The 18682-nt window shown below is 36.1% G+C and carries 26 protein-coding genes; all 26 read left to right on the forward strand.

Annotation, left to right across the window (positions count from 1 at the left end):
• Window positions 1-5: 5 nt before the first annotated feature.
• The 26 genes from EHE19_RS01545 to EHE19_RS01665 all read left to right on the forward strand — a co-directional run bounded on the left by EHE19_RS01545 (window position 6) and on the right by EHE19_RS01665 (window position 18574).
• Complete coding sequence (locus EHE19_RS01545) at window positions 6-1835, forward strand: phage portal protein (protein WP_137699037.1); 1830 nt, start codon at window positions 6-8, stop codon at window positions 1833-1835.
• Window positions 1783-3744, forward strand: coding sequence for a prohead protease/major capsid protein fusion protein (locus EHE19_RS01550; RefSeq protein WP_244648309.1), 1962 nt, complete (start codon window positions 1783-1785; stop codon window positions 3742-3744). The genes EHE19_RS01545 and EHE19_RS01550 overlap by 53 nt, the downstream gene beginning before the upstream one ends.
• Window positions 3745-3784: 40 nt before the next feature.
• Window positions 3785-4117, forward strand: a complete 333-nt coding sequence (locus tag EHE19_RS01555) for a DUF2190 family protein (protein ID WP_137699035.1) — start codon at window positions 3785-3787, stop codon at window positions 4115-4117.
• A gap of 10 nt (window positions 4118-4127) precedes the next feature.
• Window positions 4128-4397 (forward strand): hypothetical protein, encoded by a 270-nt coding sequence (locus EHE19_RS01560; RefSeq protein ID WP_137699034.1) that lies wholly within the window; start codon window positions 4128-4130, stop codon window positions 4395-4397.
• On the forward strand, window positions 4390-4734 hold the full coding sequence (locus tag EHE19_RS01565; RefSeq protein ID WP_137699033.1) for a hypothetical protein: 345 nt from the start codon (window positions 4390-4392) through the stop codon (window positions 4732-4734). The genes EHE19_RS01560 and EHE19_RS01565 overlap by 8 nt, the downstream gene beginning before the upstream one ends.
• Window positions 4725-5357: a hypothetical protein gene (locus EHE19_RS01570; protein WP_137699032.1), complete on the forward strand. Its 633-nt coding sequence runs from the start codon at window positions 4725-4727 to the stop codon at window positions 5355-5357. Before EHE19_RS01565 ends, EHE19_RS01570 begins: the two co-directional genes overlap by 10 nt.
• Window positions 5344-5835: a hypothetical protein gene (locus EHE19_RS01575; RefSeq protein ID WP_137699031.1), complete on the forward strand. Its 492-nt coding sequence runs from the start codon at window positions 5344-5346 to the stop codon at window positions 5833-5835. Before EHE19_RS01570 ends, EHE19_RS01575 begins: the two co-directional genes overlap by 14 nt.
• Window positions 5836-5854: 19 nt before the next feature.
• Window positions 5855-7327, forward strand: a complete 1473-nt coding sequence (locus tag EHE19_RS01580) for a phage tail sheath family protein (RefSeq protein ID WP_137699030.1) — start codon at window positions 5855-5857, stop codon at window positions 7325-7327.
• Entirely contained in the window at window positions 7327-7848 is a 522-nt protein-coding gene (locus EHE19_RS01585) for a phage major tail tube protein (protein ID WP_137699029.1), read from the forward strand. Before EHE19_RS01580 ends, EHE19_RS01585 begins: the two co-directional genes overlap by 1 nt.
• Window positions 7849-7882: 34 nt before the next feature.
• The gene (locus EHE19_RS01590) at window positions 7883-8170 is read left to right on the forward strand and encodes a phage tail assembly protein (RefSeq protein WP_137699028.1); all 288 of its coding nucleotides are present in this window, start codon (window positions 7883-7885) and stop codon (window positions 8168-8170) included.
• Window positions 8171-8330: 160 nt separating this feature from the next.
• Entirely contained in the window at window positions 8331-10235 is a 1905-nt protein-coding gene (locus EHE19_RS01595; RefSeq protein ID WP_137699027.1) for a phage tail tape measure protein, read from the forward strand.
• Window positions 10225-10452 carry a tail protein X gene (locus EHE19_RS01600; protein WP_171003651.1) on the forward strand — a complete coding sequence of 76 codons (228 nt, stop codon included), beginning with the start codon at window positions 10225-10227 and terminating at the stop codon, window positions 10450-10452. Before EHE19_RS01595 ends, EHE19_RS01600 begins: the two co-directional genes overlap by 11 nt.
• On the forward strand, window positions 10449-11360 hold the full coding sequence (locus EHE19_RS01605; RefSeq protein WP_137699025.1) for a phage late control D family protein: 912 nt from the start codon (window positions 10449-10451) through the stop codon (window positions 11358-11360). The genes EHE19_RS01600 and EHE19_RS01605 overlap by 4 nt, the downstream gene beginning before the upstream one ends.
• Window positions 11361-11858, forward strand: a complete 498-nt coding sequence (locus EHE19_RS01610; protein WP_137699024.1) for a phage tail protein — start codon at window positions 11361-11363, stop codon at window positions 11856-11858.
• Complete coding sequence (locus EHE19_RS01615) at window positions 11848-12144, forward strand: GPW/gp25 family protein (RefSeq protein ID WP_137699023.1); 297 nt, start codon at window positions 11848-11850, stop codon at window positions 12142-12144. The genes EHE19_RS01610 and EHE19_RS01615 overlap by 11 nt, the downstream gene beginning before the upstream one ends.
• A complete protein-coding gene (locus EHE19_RS01620) occupies window positions 12141-13247 on the forward strand; it encodes a baseplate assembly protein (protein ID WP_137699022.1) in 1107 nt (368 codons plus the stop codon). The genes EHE19_RS01615 and EHE19_RS01620 overlap by 4 nt, the downstream gene beginning before the upstream one ends.
• A 3-nt stretch (window positions 13248-13250) precedes the next feature.
• Window positions 13251-13445 carry a hypothetical protein gene (locus tag EHE19_RS01625; protein ID WP_137699021.1) on the forward strand — a complete coding sequence of 65 codons (195 nt, stop codon included), beginning with the start codon at window positions 13251-13253 and terminating at the stop codon, window positions 13443-13445.
• Between the two features lie 12 nt (window positions 13446-13457).
• Window positions 13458-14021 carry a phage tail protein I gene (locus EHE19_RS01630; RefSeq protein ID WP_137699020.1) on the forward strand — a complete coding sequence of 188 codons (564 nt, stop codon included), beginning with the start codon at window positions 13458-13460 and terminating at the stop codon, window positions 14019-14021.
• Window positions 14022-14024: 3 nt separating this feature from the next.
• On the forward strand, window positions 14025-15482 hold the full coding sequence (locus EHE19_RS01635; RefSeq protein WP_137699019.1) for a hypothetical protein: 1458 nt from the start codon (window positions 14025-14027) through the stop codon (window positions 15480-15482).
• A 20-nt stretch (window positions 15483-15502) separates the two neighbouring features.
• Entirely contained in the window at window positions 15503-15778 is a 276-nt protein-coding gene (locus tag EHE19_RS01640; RefSeq protein ID WP_137699018.1) for a hypothetical protein, read from the forward strand.
• Window positions 15771-15893, forward strand: coding sequence for a CD1375 family protein (locus tag EHE19_RS19900; protein ID WP_280513958.1), 123 nt, complete (start codon window positions 15771-15773; stop codon window positions 15891-15893). The genes EHE19_RS01640 and EHE19_RS19900 overlap by 8 nt, the downstream gene beginning before the upstream one ends.
• Before the next feature lie 66 nt (window positions 15894-15959).
• Window positions 15960-16271 (forward strand): SH3 domain-containing protein, encoded by a 312-nt coding sequence (locus tag EHE19_RS01645; protein WP_190530454.1) that lies wholly within the window; start codon window positions 15960-15962, stop codon window positions 16269-16271.
• Window positions 16272-16372: 101 nt separating this feature from the next.
• Window positions 16373-16687 (forward strand): hypothetical protein, encoded by a 315-nt coding sequence (locus EHE19_RS01650; protein ID WP_137699016.1) that lies wholly within the window; start codon window positions 16373-16375, stop codon window positions 16685-16687.
• A complete protein-coding gene (locus EHE19_RS01655; RefSeq protein WP_137699015.1) occupies window positions 16668-17369 on the forward strand; it encodes a M15 family metallopeptidase domain-containing protein in 702 nt (233 codons plus the stop codon). The genes EHE19_RS01650 and EHE19_RS01655 overlap by 20 nt, the downstream gene beginning before the upstream one ends.
• A complete protein-coding gene (locus EHE19_RS01660; protein WP_137699014.1) occupies window positions 17369-17719 on the forward strand; it encodes a hypothetical protein in 351 nt (116 codons plus the stop codon). Before EHE19_RS01655 ends, EHE19_RS01660 begins: the two co-directional genes overlap by 1 nt.
• 99 nt (window positions 17720-17818) lie before the next feature.
• A complete protein-coding gene (locus tag EHE19_RS01665) occupies window positions 17819-18574 on the forward strand; it encodes a DNA adenine methylase (protein WP_137699013.1) in 756 nt (251 codons plus the stop codon).
• Window positions 18575-18682 lie beyond the last annotated feature (108 nt).

The raw sequence follows: 18682 nt of genomic DNA on the forward strand, positions 1-18682 counted from the left end.
GAAGATTGAATTTTATTGATAAAACAATAGCTGCTTTTAGTCCTTCTTGGGCATATAAAAGAGGCGAATGGAGAGAAGCACTTAAACATAGATTTTATGATTCGGGTAGTAATGACAGATTAAATCATGGATGGACTGCTGTAAATACTATGGCTGAGCAGACAGACCAAGGCAGTAGAGATATAATCCGGGCAAGAGCTAGAGATTTAGAGCGAAACTCTGATATTTCTGAAAGCATAATCGGAGCATTTGAGAGAAATGTTATTGGAACTGGAATGCAAGTTCAAGCTAAAGTCCTTAAACCAGATGGCAGTGATAATGATGAACTGAATACGCAAATTGAGGAATTGTGGAAAGAATGGTGCAAAGCGAGAAACTGTGATGTGACAGGAACTCAAACTTTTTTAGAGATGCAACAAATGGCCATTAGAAGGCTTATTGTTGATGGTGCTGTTATTTTTATAAAGGCTTATACATCTGATGGTATAGTTCCATTCAGTTTACAGGCACGAGAAATTGATGAACTTGATACATCAATGTCAAATGCTTCGGGCGTAGGTGGTAATAAAATAATTAGTGGAATTGAACTAAACAGATATAATAAGCCAGTTGCATACTGGTTTAAAAAATATACTCCTGAAGGTTTTTGGAACGGAGAGACAGAGCGGATTGAGGCTAAAAATGTTATTTATGCATGGAAAAAAACAAGACCTTCACAAATAAGAGAAATATCATCAATGTCTAAAACTATTCGTAGGGTTAGGGATGTTAATGAATTTGTGGAAGCAATTTCAGTAAAGGAACGTATACTTGCCTGTTTATCAGTGTTTATAACTAAAGTATCGCCAGGAACGGGAATTGGAAGAGGGACAAACAGTATTGACTCTAAAAGCGGATATAAATCAAAAACAATATCACCTGGTATGATTCAAGAATTACAGCCTGGTGAAACTGTATCTGCAGTTAATCCTTCAGGACAATCAAGTAATGCTAAAGATTTTATTTCTACACAGCAAAGGCTTGCAGGTTCAGGACAGGGTTTATCATATGAAGCAGTTTCAAGAGATATGTCACAGGTGAATTATAGCAGTGCAAGACAAGGACTACTTGAAGACCAACGCTCATATGCAATGTGGCAGCAATTTATTATAGACCATATATGTGACGAGGTTTATACTGAATTTCTTATTTCAGCAGTACTCTCTAAACAGTTAGATATTAAAGATTTTTGGCAGAACAAGAAAAAATATATGCGTCATGAGTGGGTATCTCCGGGATGGAGCTGGATAGATCCTCTAAAAGAGGTTAAAGCAAATGAAACGGCACTTAATACAGGACAAGATACTCTTGCACGCATATGTGCTGAGAGAGGACAGGATTGGAGAGACGTTCTGAAACAAAGAGCTGCAGAAGAGGCATATAAAAAAGAACTGGCACTAAAACAATCAAATGCAGACAATAATTCAGAGAGTGAAAAAGAAAAAGAGAATAAAATAGAGAAAAATTTAGCTAAAGAAGATGACAATAAAAGCAATTCTCAGAGCAAAATTGAGAGCGAAAAGACAGAAGAAGCTAACGAAGACAAGCCCAAGGAAACTACTGAGAAAGAAGAGATTATTCTTAATGGAGCCCAAATTAGTAGCTTACTTGAAATTGTACAAGCTGTAAATAATAACACATTAACTTATGATTCTGCAGTTGCTTTAATTGTTTATTCATTTCCGTTTACAGAAGAACAAGCAAAAGAAATTCTAGGAATCAAAAAAGATGGAGGTGGTAACAGTGCCAAAAACGAAGAAACCGAAACCGGGGCTTCAAATGAAGAGGACAGTTGATATAGCCATTAGAGAAATAAAAGATGAAGAAAGGCGCGTAAGAATATCTTTTTCAAGCGAACAGCCAGTACGTAGATGGTTTGGTCAAGAAATACTTTGTCATGATGCTGGTAGTATTGATATGACTAGAATCAATACAATCGGAGTAGCTTTATGGAATCATAACAAGGACGTTGTAATAGGTAGAATTGAAAATGCAGTATGTAACGATGCTGAAAAGAAAACTTATGCAGATATTATTTTCGATACTGATGAGGAATCAGAAAGAATCTATCAGAAAGTAAAAAGCGGAACGCTTAAAGGTGTCTCAGTAGGCTACTCTGTTGATGTATGGGAAGAGGTTGCACCTAATAAATTATCAAGTAATGGAAGGTTTGTTGGTCCATGCGAAGTGGCTACTAGATGGTCACCTTATGAAATATCAATTGTATCAGTACCTGCGGATGATTCTGTAGGTGTAGGAAGAGATTTTTTTGAATCTGAATCGGCTTATGGCCGTAATGATAATACCAATATGGAGGATGATGAGAACATGAGAAGAAAAAGAAATTCACCAATGTTTGCACCAGATGAAGGGGGTGGCGCAGGAACACATGAACAAAGTGCTACTAGAGAACAACCGCAAGGAAGTGAAGACTTGCAAAGAGCTATTCAAATGGAAAGGCAAAGAGTTTCTGACATAACAGCACTTTGCAGGGAGTTTGAAGTTTCACCAGATGAATATGTTCGAGAAGGTTTTTCAATGGATCAAGTTAGAGCTAAAGTACTTGAATCGTTAAAAGAACAAAGGACTCCTAAAAATGCTTCAAGAGAAATTAATATTGAAGTAACAAAAGAAGAGGCTGATAAAGTAAGAGAAGCTGCATCTGATGGTCTTATATTAAGAGCAGGAATGTCAGTTGAAAAGCCAGCAGAAGGTGCAAGGGATTTTAGAGGAATGACATTAAGGGATATTGCAATAGACTGTTTGCAAAGAAGTGGAGTAGTTAATGCACACCGTTGGGACAGCGAACGATTATTTAGAGAAGCTCTTAGTCCGGATGGACAATTTGCTTCTATAATGTCAAACACTGTTAACAAAAGTATGGCAACTGCATATAAAGCTCAAAATACTACATATCAGGTATGGACAAAGAAGGGTAGCAATCCCGATTTTAAAGCAGCAACAGTATATCAGATTTCAGAAGCTGGAGATCTTGAAAAAATGACTCAATCGGGTGAGTTTAAAATGGATGAAATGTCTGATAATGGTGTTACAAAAGCACTTGCTACATTTGGTAAGAAATTTGGTATCAGCAGACAGGCATTTATAAATGATGATATCGGAGTACTCACCAAAATACCTGAAGCATATGTAAGAGCAGCAGGAAGAGGAATAAATACTTTAGTTTACAAAATGATTGGTAGTAATCCAACTATCTATGATGGAGTAACATTGTTCCATGCTAATCATAAAAATATTGGAACACCTGGGACTATTGGAACAGCTACAGTGGGTGAAGCAAGAAAGCTTATGAGAAAGCAAAAAAATATAAGAGGAAAAGAAACATTAAACATTGCACCTAAATTCCTTATTACACCTGCAGAAAAAGAGACAGAGGCAGCACAGTTCTTAAATTCCATTGCTGATCCTAGCGGTAATAACTCAGGAGTTGCAAATGTATTTAGAAATTCACTAAATCTTGTTGTTGATGCTGAACTTGATACATATAGCATATCAGCTTATTATTTCGCAGCAGATCCAGGAGATATTGATACAATTGAAGTAACATATTTGAATGGTGATGATATGCCAAAACTTGAAAGCAGAATTGGATTTGACTTCCTCGGTATGGAATGGAGAATTTACATAGATTATGGTGTAAATATACTTGATTACAGAGGACTCTCTAAGAATGCCGGGCAGTAAGAAATTACTAATATATAAAATATGATTGGGGGTTAAGTAGATGGCCAAAGGAACATTTATTCAAAAAGGTGAAAGAATTGATTATACCAATAGTACTTCAGGTGCTATTGGATACAAGGATATTATACCTTTAGTTACTAGAATAGGAATTGCTCAAGAGGATATAGCAATTGGAGCAACTGGAACGGTGGCAGTGACGGGTGTTATTGAATTGCCTGCAGATAATACAGCTGCTTTTGCAGTAGGAGAACAGCTATATTGGGATAGTACAAATAATAAGCTTACAAAAACAGCTAATAGTAATATTCCTGCCGGGTGGTGTACAGAACCAAAAGCAACTTCAAGCGTAACGGCAAAATTAAAAATAGGATAGAGGTGTAAAAATGATTAAACTTCTTAATCCAATAAACCTAAAAGGCGATATTTTAGAAGCAGGAGCAGTTTTGAATTTAGGTGATTTAGAAGAAAAAATTATTCAAAATGGTAATGCTGAAAAGTATATTCCCGAATCAAATGCTGAGAATAGTTTGAATGATTTATCAGAATTGACAAAAGCACAGTTGATTGAATATGCAGAAAGTAAAGGCATAGAAGGCATAACTGATAAGTTGTCAAAAAATGAAATCATTTCAAGGATTGAAGAACATGAGTAACTTTAAGGATTTGTTGCAGCAGGATCTAAATACCTTTTTTAATGTTGATGAATTTGCCGATTTAGTTGAAATCAATGGAATATCAGTAGTTGTGGTAAATGATGAATATGAACTTGAATTGATTAAGAATAAGGATACTTCGGGACTAATTACCGGGGATATCCTTATTTTTATAACTGATTCTGAGTATCAAAAGATACCAAAAGTAAGCTACCCTCCAGAAGTAGGGGATGTGCTAATGTATAACGGAAAGCCTGCAACAATTACAAAAGTTTCTACAGAGGATGGTGTAAATAAAATAATTCTGCAGTTTACTGGGGGAAGACAATGGAGATAAAACTTGATACTTCTAATCTGAAAAATGTAGCAAGGGCAATGAGGGATTTCCCTGAATTAGCTAAGAAATCATTACCGCCTGCAATAAATAGAACCCTATCTGCTGTAAATACAAAGATTCAAAAAGGAATTACTAAAATATATAAGATTAAAAAAAGTGATTTAAGCGGAGGGAAAAAATATAAGAGTGAAAGTAGTAACAATCTAATCAATATAAAAAAAGCCTCCGTAAAAAATCCTTCCGGCCAGATTGAAGTAAGAGGTAGGACATTGAACCTTGCTAGATTTCTACAGACACCTAAAGGTCCAGTATCAACTAAAGGTATGAAAAAGGCAGCTATTAGGAGAAGGAAACCTGCAAAAGTACAAGTTAAAAAGGGAAAATCAAAATATATTGCTAAAACATTCGTTCAGAAGTCTAGAGGTGCGGTAGGTATTTTTACGAGAGATCATAATGGAAAACTAAAAATGCTTCATACACTTTCCGTTGCACAAATGGCAAGTAATAAAGAAGTACTCAAATCCGCAGAGCAAACCGCTGTAGAAACTTTAGAAAAAAGAATAGAACATGAACTGGAATATAGACTGGATAAGTTGGCAGGTGAAGTGAATGGTAACTCTTGATTTTTTAAAAGGCTTAAAGGAATTTCTACAAACGGAGGTAGCAAATAAGATTCAATTGCAGAAAGAAGAAACAAATCCTATTGAATACGTAAATCCATATGTGGAGATTTGCTACCTTCCCCATAAGAATTTTGCTCCATATGATTTCCAGGTACCACTTTTATTAATAACTCTTGATGATGGCTCAGATGGAGCTGATAAACATGAATTAAGCATAAGGTTGATACTTGCTACATACGGTGGTGGTTTCTATGAGGATACAAAAATTCCAGATGCAAAGGGATATATAGATCTCATCAATTTTATTGAATTTACCCGGCAGGCTCTGATAAACAAGTCAGTAATAAATGAACTAGGAACAGTTCAAAGACCTGTCAACTACGGAATTTATGATACAGAACTAATATATCCGTATTGGTATGGATATATAACATTTACAGCAAGTATTCAGTCAACTGAGTGCTTGCTGAATTTTTAAAGAATGGAGGTAAAAAACCATGGTATATAAACATGGCGTGTATGGTGAACAGATTCCGTTTACAGGAACTTTGTCAACTAAAACATTAGGAACAATACCTGTATATATTGGAACGGCACCTATACAGCAAATTAATACTTTAGGCTCCCCAGACTTTGATTATTCAGAGTTAATTAATACTCCTATCCTTATATCAAGTCTAGCTGATGCAAAGGCAAAGATAGGATATTCGGATAGTTGGGATAAATACACATTGGGAGAGGTAATAAAGGCTCATTTTGATAATGGAGTATCCAGTATAGGCCCTATTGTTGTAGTTAACATGGCAAGTCCAGATTTAAAAGAAGCGACTGATACAACGCAATCAATTACACTTTCAGGAGTGAGTGGTAACAAAGTCGGATATATAAAGGATTGTTTGGCTTCGATTGAAGATGTAGCAATTACGGCTGAAACAGAACTAGCTGAAGGTGACTACAAGCTTGAGTATGACGGTGAATGGATAAAGGTAGTAATTACAAAGCAGGGTTTTACAGAAGCAACGGCTGAAGCAATATATAAAAGAATTGATGTATCAGATACAGCACTGACAGTGTCAGTATTTGAAAAGGCGTTATCAGCCATCGACTTATCTGAGAGCTTACTTGGAGTGATTCCTAATATAATTGTAGCCCCAGGATATTCAGAAAAACCAGCTTATCATGAAAAGATGATTTCAAAGGCTTTGTCAAAGATATCTCAAAAGTGGTTTGCTATATGTGTATCTGATATATCCTCAGATATAGACGGAAATAGTGTGTCTAAAGCTATTTCTCTGAAAACAACAAATGATTATACTAGCAAGTTAGATAAAGTTTGCTGGCCAATGATTAAGTACGGAGGATACCTTTACCATCTGTCAACTATAGCAGCTTTGACAATGCAGCAACAGGATACAATAGCTGATGGAGTACCATATATAAGTCCGTCAAACAAGTCTATAAATGCAACTTCAACTGTACTCAAAGATGGAAAAGCAATTACCTTTGACGAATTAACTGCCAACAGTCTAAATAAAGTAGGTATTACAACAGTAAACATGGTAAGAGGTTCATTGAGATTATGGGGCTCTCATATGGCTAATTACAATCATGGAACTATTGATGATATACTTCCAGAAGATAGATCAGATTCAAGTGTCAGAATGATGCATTATTTACTTAATACGCTACAGTATGATTACCTTGACAGCATAGACAAGCCGTTAAGCAGGAGAGATATTGATAGTATAAAGGCTTCAATTCAGCAGTGGCTTAACGGACTTGTGAATGAAGGAAAGCTGCTATATGGAACAATTAATTTCGTAGAAGTTAGTAACAGTACTGAAGATATGGTGAATGGTGATTTTACATTTGATGTTGCTACTACAACTACTCCGATTGCAAAAGCATTAACCTTTAGAGTGCAGTATAGTACTGAAGGGCTAGCAGCTTTGACAGGGGGTGAAGAATAATGATTTTAGGAAATAAAACAATACAATATGCGATATATGACAGGAGCTCTGGCAGACCAGAATATATCTGTGATACTTCTAGTTACAAAAGACCATCAATTGAAAATCTTACAGACACAATAAAAGGTGCCGGAATATTGGGTGAAATTGATATGCCTTCATTGGGTCAAGTAGGTTCGATGGAACTTGAGATAACTTTTAAAAGGTCAAATGCTAAGGCAATTGAATTGTTCGGTCAAAAATCTCAGCACATTGAAACTAGATGGGTTACTGATGCTATTAATAGTTCAAATGGCTCTATAAAAACTGATGCTAATAAGGAAATCATCAAGTGTATACCTAAGAAATTGGATTTGGGAAGTATTGAAGCAAATGCCACCAATGAAGTAACAGGCACATACGAGATTATTTACTATCAATACATTGTCAACGGAGAATCACTAATAGAAATAGACAAACTAAATAACGTATTTAAAATACGTGGAATTGACTACGCAGAAACAATTAGAAAGGCTCTTTAAGAGTCATTCTTTTATTATGAGGAGGAATTACATTATGGGTATTTTAAAGTTAAATACGCCAGTGAAAATAAACGGTGAGGAAAAACAAGAAATAGAGTATGATTTGGATGCTCTTACTGGAGCGGACATACAGAATGCAGTAAGAGAACTGGCAAAAAAACAGATAGTAGTTAGTACCATGGAACTTGATCCAAATTACCATGCTGCATTATTTGCAGCTGCAGCTGGTATCTCTTTTGATGATATGGCTAATCTCAAGAGCAAAGATTATCAAAAGGCGGTGCTCATATCACGTGATTTTTTTCTCGAATCGGAGGAGTAATAAGCCCGGATTTTGTACGGCAAATAAAAACCGTCATAACCGCAGAAACATCAACAAGTTTCTTAGAATGCGATAAGATACCAGTCCTTGAACTTTGTGCCTTCTATGATGACTTAGAGTATTACCTAAAGAAAAAATATGCGACACAGGAGGAGAAATAATGGCAAAGCAATTGAAAACTGATATTGTTATCGGTGGAAAGACTTCTCCTACACTAAATAAAGCATTTGAAACGGCTCAGAAAAAAGCAGAAACAACCTCAAAAGTAATGAATAAAATTGGTGGGGCTCTAAAAACTGCTGCAAAAGTTACTGCTGCCACTACACTAGCAATAGGGATTGCAGTTGGGGGTATTGGAGCAAAAGGACTTGAAACTGCCTCAGATCTTACGGAAGTGCAAAATGTTGTAGATACTACCTTCAAGGCAAGTTCAAAACAAATAGATGCTTGGTCAGAAAAAGCACTTGAAGCTTACGGTCTTTCTACGCTTCAGGCTAAACAGTATACAGGTACCCTTGGAGCCTTGATGAAAAGTTCAGGAATTGCATCGGAAAAATTAGTTCAAATGTCAACTGATTTGGCAGGACTGGCCGGAGACTTTGCATCCTTTTATAATCTGGCTCAAGACGATGCATTTGAGAAAATACGAGCTGGAATATCGGGAGAAACTGAGCCATTAAAAGCACTTGGTATAAACATGTCTGTGGCCAATATGGAAGCCTTTGCACTTTCAAAGGGCATAAAAGCTTCATGGAATTCAATGGACCAAGCAGCTCAGACACAATTACGGTATCTGTATCTAATGCAGCAATCTAAAGATGCACAGGGAGATTTCAATAAAACATTGGAAACTTCATATGCAAACCAGAAGAGAGTTGCAACTACTAGATTCAATGAGACTTTAGGCAAATTGGCAACAGGATTATTACCGGTTGCTACAAAAGCATTGGAAAAGGTAAATACCGCACTCGCAAGCTTCACCAGCGATCCTGAAAAAATAGAAATGATATCAAATGCAATTGGGAATGTCGGCACATCTATAATGAACGGGGTTGTAGCATTTATCCCATATTTGAAATGGATAGTATTTACTGGAATACCGGGAACAATAGGATTACTTGACAGGTTATTGCCATTAATAGCCGGAGTAGGTGCAGCATTTCTAGCGTGGAAGGTAGTTAGTACAGTACAAAATGTAATCGGCTCAATTGAAAAAGCTAGACTTGCACTTACCTTATTTTCAATGGGCCAGACAAGTGCTGCTGTTCAGCAAGCAGTATTAAATGGTACATTTACGGCGTGGGAAACAATAGTTGGACTACTTACAGGGAAAATAAAACTTGCGACAGTAGCTCAGAAGTTGTGGAATTTGGCAATGTCGTTGAATCCTGTAGGATTGATTGTAGCAGGAATAGCAGCACTTATTGCTATATTTGCAGTTCTATGGGTTAAGTGTGAAGGCTTCAGAAACTTTTGGATTGGACTGTGGAACGGTATAGTTTCAGGAGTAAAGATTGCCATAGATTGGATAAAAAGCAACTGGCCACTAGTTATAGGCTTTATATTAAACCCATTTGGAGCTATATTTGCAACTCTATATAAGTATAATGAAGGCTTTAGAAATTGGGTAAATGGTGTTGTTCAAATAATAAAGTCACCTATAAATACATTAATAGGGTTCATAAACAACAGCTTTATAGCGGGGCTGAATAAGCTTAAAATTCCTGACTGGGTTCCTAAATTCGGTGGTAAAGGCATTAATATTCCTATGATACCAATGCTGGCCAAAGGTGCTACAGTTAATAATCCAACACTTGCAATGATAGGTGAGGCAGGGCCAGAAACAGTCGTGCCACACAATAACAAACCACGAAGCAGAGCATTGCTTGCAGAAGCAGCTGCAGGAGTGGGTGTAACAGGTGGAGGAGATATATACGTAACATTTGCACCAGTTATTCATGGAGGAAATGATATAAAACAGCAGATATCTGAGGCGGAGGACGAATTCGAGCGCAGGATGGATGCATACTTTGCACGTAAGAGGAGATTTGCTTATGGCTTATAGTTTATATAAAACAAAATATATAACCTCTCAGGGTGAAACATGGGACACCATATCCGAGGATTTTTACGGAACACCCTATAAGGTTTCCAACCTTATAGATTGCAATCCCCAATATGCTAACATATTAATATTTGATGATGGTGTGGAGTTAAGTATACCTATACTTGACTCCCAAAGCCCTGATACACTGCCACCATGGAAAAGAGGTACGTCATGACACAGTTGATATACGAGGGGAAGGACATAACTAAGGATATCAGTATAAAATCATGTGTTTTACATGATTATGCAGGCGGGGGAGCAGACGATGTAAGAATCACATTTCCTGATAGTGACAAGCTATGGGGAAAATGGAACCCAGAACGTGGAGATATTTTGGAAGTAAAGACAGGGAATTATAGTACAGGACTTATGTATGTTGATGGAGTAAGTCAATGTGCTGGAACTTTCACACTAAATGCAATTTCTACGCCATTGTCTGCAAAGAAGCCTAAAAATAGAATATGGAGAAATATAAAGTTTACTCAGATAATATCAGATATTGCAGATGCAAATGGACTTACCTATGAAGTATATGGAATTACAGACTATGCATATACAGTAATATCTCAGATGAATCAATCTGACCTAGATTTTCTGAATATGATTTGTATACGTGAAGGCTACAGCTGTAAGATATCAGACGGAAAAATAATAATATTCAGTGAAGAGTACATGGAAAGAAAAACAGCAAAGCCCATAATTACTCCAAATGATGTGTTTCAAAACTATGAATTCACTAAATCAGATAACTTGTTTAGCAGTTTTACAGTCAGATATGCTGCTCCGTTTGGAAATCTTATAACTTATACTGCTCGAAGTATTTATGCAGGTGGTAGCGGACTCGAGATAGAGTATTTGAATTCAATTGCTGAGGCTGAAAGATGGGCGAATGGATACCTAAGAAATATAAATAAATATGCTGTAACTACATATTTACCAATGAAATTTATAACTGATATTTCTGCAGGGAGTTTGATAAACATAAAAGAATTTGGAACATTTGACGGCAAGTATTATGTGTATAAGGTATCACTTGATACAGTAAATAATAAGTCATATGTATACGCAAGGCAGGTGGACTAGATGTCATTAGCTACATTTGGAACTAAAGCATTCACAGTATCCAATAAAAAAATATATACATTAGATGAACTTGCATTTTCGCAGTCTCTTAACACTGAAACGCAGGAGGTAGAGGGAGGAAAACCTAGTACATATATAAAAGGGGTTAACCTTATAACACTAAGTTTCAGCATAAACCTTGATGCCCGTTTTGTGGATGTGAAAGCTGAAATAGACTGGTGGAATAAAAAGATGTTATCACAAGTTCCGGAGATATTCACCATAGGCGGTAAAGTAATATCTAAAAATAGATTTTTACTGAAATCAGTGAGCACATCAGACACGATAATAGGGAAAAACGGAAGATTCTTAAAAGCTAAACTTGACCTACAATTTGAGGAATTTGCTTCGAAAGGCTACAAAAAAGATGCCACAAGCAAAAAAAAGGGAAAAAAAGATAAAGGAATGAGTGCTGCTGATATAAAAGCATTAGAGGAGGCAATGAAAAATGTTAATTAAAGTAGATTCAGCCTCGTCTATAAACTGGCAAGCAAAAGGATATGAGAAGATAGCGGACAATGTTGCCAATATTCTAAAAACGAAAATGTCAGAAGTTCCATATATGAGAGACATGGGTATAGATTCAGACTATATGGATATGCCAATTACAGAAGTAAAGGGTCAGATAATAAGTAATGCAATTGAAGTAATATCTTATGAACCTAGAGTAACTGTCAAAGAAATAGAAATAGAAGGGGTAACTGCAATTGGAGATATCCTTATCAAGGTGGTGATAGAAGTTTGAGTGAAATAAATTTTGTAAATATAGATGCAGAGCAAATAACTTCTGAACTCATAAATGATTTTGAGAACTATACCGGAGAAATACTGTATGCAGGAGATGCCAGAAGATTGTTTCTACAGGGATTTGCATATGTATTTGTAAATCTATTAAATAGCATAAACACTACAGGCAGAAGCAATCTCTTAAGATATGCATATGGTGATACTTTGGATGCACTTGGAGAGTTGTATGGAACACCACGAATGGAGGCACAAAAAGCAAAAGTAACAATTAGGTTTACTCTGTCACAGGCCCAGCCCGGAGTAGTAACAATACCAGCAGGTACAAGGGTAACACCAGACGGAAATATATTTTTTGCAACGGATACAGTACTTACCATAGCAGGAGGAAGCACCTATGGAGAAGTAACTGCAACGGCAACTAGTCCTGGTATAGAATATAATGGATTTGCAGCTGGCCAGATAAACAAACTTGTGGATTGCAATCCATATGTTTCATCTGTAGTAAATATAGATATGAGTTCTGGGGGAACGGATATAGAAAGAGATGATGCATACAGAGAAAGACTAAGGGCAGCACCATACAGTTATTCAACAGCAGGACCTACACAAGCTTACGAATATTGGGCAAGAAATGCAAGCCCAGATGTAGGGGATGTATTAGTTACTTCTCCAAGTGCAGGCAATATAACTATATATGTATTAAAGCAAGATGGTGCCATTCCTGAATTAGAAGATACCATTATTGCTGCAGTAAATAATGAGGTAAATGATAAATCCCGTAGACCAATGACAGATTACGTGACTGTTGTACCTGCTACACCAGTAAATACAACAATTGAAGTTGAATATTATATCAGTCCGGACAATGCGTTTAATGCAGCATCTATTCAATCAGCTGTAGCATCTTCAGTAAATAAATACAGGGTATGGCAGACAGGAAAAATCGGTAGGGCAATAAATCCGGATGAACTTAGAAAGCACATGCTTAATGCTGGGGCTTCAAGAGTTGATATAACTTCGCCAACAAGAGTCACAATGTCGGTAGGAGAAGTTGCTCAGATAACATCAGCATCAGTAACATATAAAGGAATAGGTGAGTAACAAATGCTTGTTAAAGGAAAGATATCATCAATTAATGCCTCTGCAAATACAGCAGAGGTTATTTTATTGGAATATGATAATGTAGTTACTGCACCAGTGCCCTTTTATCATAAAGGAGCCGCAGATATAGCAACAGTAGGACAGTTTGTAGTACTGGCATTATTCAATAACGACTTCAACGATTCAGTAATACTATAGGGGGAAGATAAGGTGAAATTAGATAACGGACTCAATCTTATGGAATTCCTGCCTGTATTCATGCGTGAAGATATAACCGCACAGGGTTTTGCATACGCAATTCAGAACCAGCTTAACAAGGTGATTGTAAATATTGCTAAGGCTCAGATATATGCAAATATAGATAAGCTTAGTAATAATGTGCTTGATGAACTAGCATGGCAATTTAATATACCTGAGTATGCTTCGAACCTAGATATTACAGCTAAAAGACTCTTAGTTAAAAACTGCTTCAGAACACATAAACAAAGAGGTACAGCTGAAGCGGTAGCAAGAGTTATATCAGATATATTTGGAGACGGATATGTAGAAGAGTGGTTTGAATATGGTGGTGAAGAGTACCATTTTAGAGTTATTACGAGCAACCATAGTGTTACAGGAGAACAGGCAGAGATGTTTGTTGATGCTGTTAACAAGGTAAAAAGAGCAAGCACAGTAATGGACACTGTAATAGTGGATATGTCTGCACAAATGACAGTGTATTATGCCTGTGCGGTTCAAATCGCAGATTTCTATACAGTAGAACAGGTGGTGTGATAAATGAGTTTCAATACAATACAAATAACGGCAAGGGGGAGAGCACTTCTTGCTAGAGCACAAACAGGTATTAGTATAAGATTTACCCGTATCAAAATGGGTGATGGATTAATTGGCAGCCATATTATTGATGAAATGAAAGATGTAATAAGTGAGAAGGCGAACTTAAGCATAACGGGGCTCAAAGTATTTGCAGGTGGCAGGGCGAAAGTAACAGCAGCATATACAAATCAAGGGTTAACAGAAGGATTCTACTGGAGGGAACTTGCGGTATTTGCAGAAGATCCTGACAATAGTTCTGCAGAAATAATGTACTGCTATGGAAATGCAGGAGCACTAGCAGACTTCATTCCTGCAGAGGGCTCTCAGATATTAGAAAAGGTAATAAGTGTGCTGACCATAATAGGCAATGCCTCAAGTGTTACAGCTGTAATAGATTCAAGTAATGTATATGTTACTACTCAGGAATTTGATGAACTGGTTACAACTGTGGCTGCAGTACAAGCAACAGCAGATAATGCGGTGAGTGCTTCAATAGCTGCTCAAAATATAGCAAACACAAATACTGAAAATCTTAAATCTTATTTATCAAATTATGTGAGACAACCAGCTAACGGCGGAATTACAGGAGGCACTGCTACAGCATATACATGTACAAGCGATCCGCCTCCTGTTTCATTAGTAGACAAAATAGGAGTTGTTATTACAGTACACACTGACAGCGGAGCAAACCCTACATTAAATTGGAATAGTATAGGACCAAAACCTATAAAAAAACCAAATGGAAATGCAGCAGTATTAAAAAGTGGGGGCATATATACTCTCAGATATAACGAAGAAACTGGAAATTTTATATTACAGGGTAGTGATTCATCCGGCAATGCTACTCCTGCAGATTTACTTGCCGGAAAAACAGCGAGTACAGATACTGGAGATATAACAGGAATAATACCAAGTAAAGGAGCTGTTACATATAGCCCTAGCACAGCGGTACAGACTATAGCAGCAGGGCAATATTTAAACGGAGTGCAAACTATACAGCCTGTTACTGGAACAGCTAAAGCGGATAATGTGGATGCTGGATATACCTTTAGTAGTGGAAACGGTATTAATCTTACAGGAACTAGCACAAAAAGAAAGTGGGCTCACGGTTTTTCAGATGTTGACGTTACTGTAGTTTCTATAACGGGTTTAGGTTTTAGGCCATCATGCATTATAATACGCTGTCTAGTAACGGTTAGTTCTAATGCCTATGAGATAGTAGCAGAGTATTGTAATGGGATTTTTCAGAATGTTGCAACATATTCAAGAATCAACACAGCTACGTATTCTCCAGCAGGGGATTACAGTGCATATAGTACTAGAATACCTATATGGACCGTGACGAATGACGGTTTCACTTTTTCCGTAAAAAACAATTCGTACACTTTTTTTGAGTATGAATATTGGGCATTTGAATGATTAGAGAGGAGAATAAAAAAATGATTACAAGAATTATATATGATACTAATGGTACAATACTTAGTCAGCAACAAGGAAGCAATTTATATTCTCCAGTAGGTATACCATACTTAGATATAGAAATTCCGATAGGAAAGCATGCAGTTAGTATTGATGTAAGTGTAACACCTAATGTAGCTGTGCTTGAGGATTTACCAAAATCAGAACTGCAAGCATTAAAAGAAGAAAACACAGAAATAAAATTAGCATTAGCTGAATTAGCAGAGATGGTGGTAGGAGGTTCATCAAATGGCTAAGATTTATTATGATTTAATAAAAAGCGGTTTAAAAACTATAAATGATGTGCCTGAAAGATGGAGGGCAAGCGTACAGGCATTACTAGATGCAGACTTAATAGGACAGGATTATTAAACATATTTACATTAATATAAATATATGGTAATATATGGGTATAAGAAATTTAGTGAGGTGATAAATATGTTCATTAAGAAAATACGTACTGCTCTAATTGCTAGTATTTTAGGTTTATCCTTAATACTTGGACAAGGAATAGCATGTGCTCAAACATGGGTTCTAACAGTTAACACAGATGGCTCTAATTTAAATGTACGTAGTGGTCCAGGAACAAATTACTCAATAATAGGAAAGTTTGCAAATGGAACTGATGTAACTTGGGAAGATGATGATGGTAAATCATCTGGTGACTGGGCATATGTAACTGGAGTATCAACTAATGGTAAAACTATATCAGGTTATTGTTATCAATGGTACTTAATACATGAGAATTAATAAATATGTAAAAAGTGAAAGTTAATAATGTTACAAGAAGGATTACTCAGCGATGGGTAGTCCTTTTTATTTATAAAAATATAGAAAGGATGGGATAAAAGATGGAAATAAACGCTGCTGCAGCTATTGGGATTCTTGGAACTATTAGCAGCATTATTTTTGCTTATATTGGATATAGAAACGGATTAAAAAAAGAAAGTTCAGATTCTGGAAGGAGCTCTGGTGCGCTCATGTCAGATGTAGGATATATAAAAGCTGGTGTTGACGACCTGAAGCGTAAACAAGAAACAACCGAAGAACGTCACTTTAAACTAGTTGAACGCGTAAAGGGTGTCGAGGAATCAGCGAAGCAAGCTCACCATAGAATTGATGAACTAAGAGAGGAGGTGGGGAAAGATGCCGGAAGTAAAGTTTAAATACCAAGATGAAGCTTTTGTATATCCAAAACTTATTGACGCAATAAACAAACTATGTGAATACAAAGGTAAAAGCTGTACATGCACTAGTGGTTACAGAAGTTTAGAAAAACAAAAGATTATTAATGCTCAAGTATTAGCTCAACATAAAAATCAAGGAGCTTATCAATTACCTAATGGAGCTGTTTATACCCCAGATGGTAAGTGTTGGGCTTCTGCTTATGGTAAATCCAACCATTGCTATTGTATCGCTATGGATATAGGCGATTCATGGTTTGAGAATTTAGCAAATACACAACTAAAACAGTTTGGCTTAGTTAAAACAATGACACATGAGCCTTGGCATGTAACGCTTATTGAGCTGGTGGGTATAAGCGAAAACAAGAAAAAATTTATTAGAGATACAGTTTTGAAGGGGGTAAGCAAGGACATGAATGTAAAGGAATTTCAAGTATTTGCTGGTCTAGAATGTGATGGAATTGCTGGTTCTAAAACTAAGGCTAAAGCTAAAGAGGTTCTACAGTGTTGCCAAAAGATTTTAGGTTTAAATTATCAGACAGCGGAAGAGGTTATAAAAGATTGCATGACAAAGCCAGAAAATTGGTTGGATAAACTAAAAACCATACCATATTTTAGTGATTTTATCATGAATATTGTAAGAAAAATGGGAGGTAAAAAATAATGTTAGAGTTTATAGTAAGTAACTTTTCAACTATACTGCTTGGTTTGGCAGTATTTTTTTATGTGTTTTATCTTGTTTTAAATAAACGTTGGGAGAAACTTAGAAAACTAGCATATAAGTTTATACTGCAAGCAGAAAAAGAGATTACCGGCACAAAAAAAGGGCAGGAGAGGTTTGAATTTGTTATTAAGGAATTATATTTGCTAATGCCTAAATGGTTACAAATATTTATAACTGAGGAAACCTTAAAGGAAAAGCTGCAGGAATGGTACAACGACGTTAAAGATTATCTGGATGATGGAAAGATAAACAATTCTATAGTTTTCAAAAAAGCAGATGAAGCAAAATAATAAATGATATGCCCTTAGGATTAAACTCATAAGGGCTTTACTATTTCAAATTTACAGCAAAAGTCGAGGCTAAATATATTACAATTTTGGAGGATTTATATGAATAGTTTTATTGGTTGGATTGGTGGAAAAAAGCTTTTAAGAAAAGAAATAGTAAGCAGATTCCCAGAGAAATTTGATAGGTATGTAGAAGTATTTGGAGGAGCTGGCTGGGTCTTGTTTCAAAGTGAGAAGCATGCAGATATGGAAGTATACAATGACTACAATAGTGATTTGGTAAATTTATACCGATGTATAAAATATCATTGCCAGGAACTGCAGAGAGAACTCTCATATATGCTAAATTCAAGAGAGCTCTTTGATGATTTTAAAGCTCAGTATAATGCAAGAGGAATGACAGATATACAAAGAGCAGCAAGATTCTTTATGATAATAAAATCAAGCTATGGTTGTAATGCTCGTACATATGGTTGTGTCAAAAGGGATATATCAGTAACAGTTCAATATCTGTCTGCTATCCAGGAGAGGCTTTCAAAAGTAACTATTGAAAATAAGGATTTTGAAAATTTGGTTAAGGTTTACGACAAGCCAGATGCGCTTTTTTATTTAGATCCACCTTATTATGGAACAGAGAAATATTATCAGTCTCAGTTTACGCAAGATGATCATGAACGCCTTTACGCTGTGCTGAAGGACATTAAAGGGAAATTTATACTGTCCTATAATGATTGTGAGTATGTCTGGAACCATTATGAGAATTTCCATATTGAAGCGATTGAAAGAAATAATAATCTTACAGCCAGATATTCTGACAAGGATAAAAGGTATGGTGAAGTTATAATTAGTAACTATTAAAGTTAATGCCCTCAAGACCTACACAAGGGGATAAATCTTGAGGGCATTATTCAGTATTTTTTAAGTGTTTTAATTACATAATAAACACCTTGTATAAAAAATATTGAA

It is taken from the genome of Ruminiclostridium herbifermentans, assembly GCF_005473905.2.
Taxonomy (GTDB): Bacteria; Bacillota; Clostridia; order Acetivibrionales; family DSM-1351; genus Ruminiclostridium; species Ruminiclostridium herbifermentans.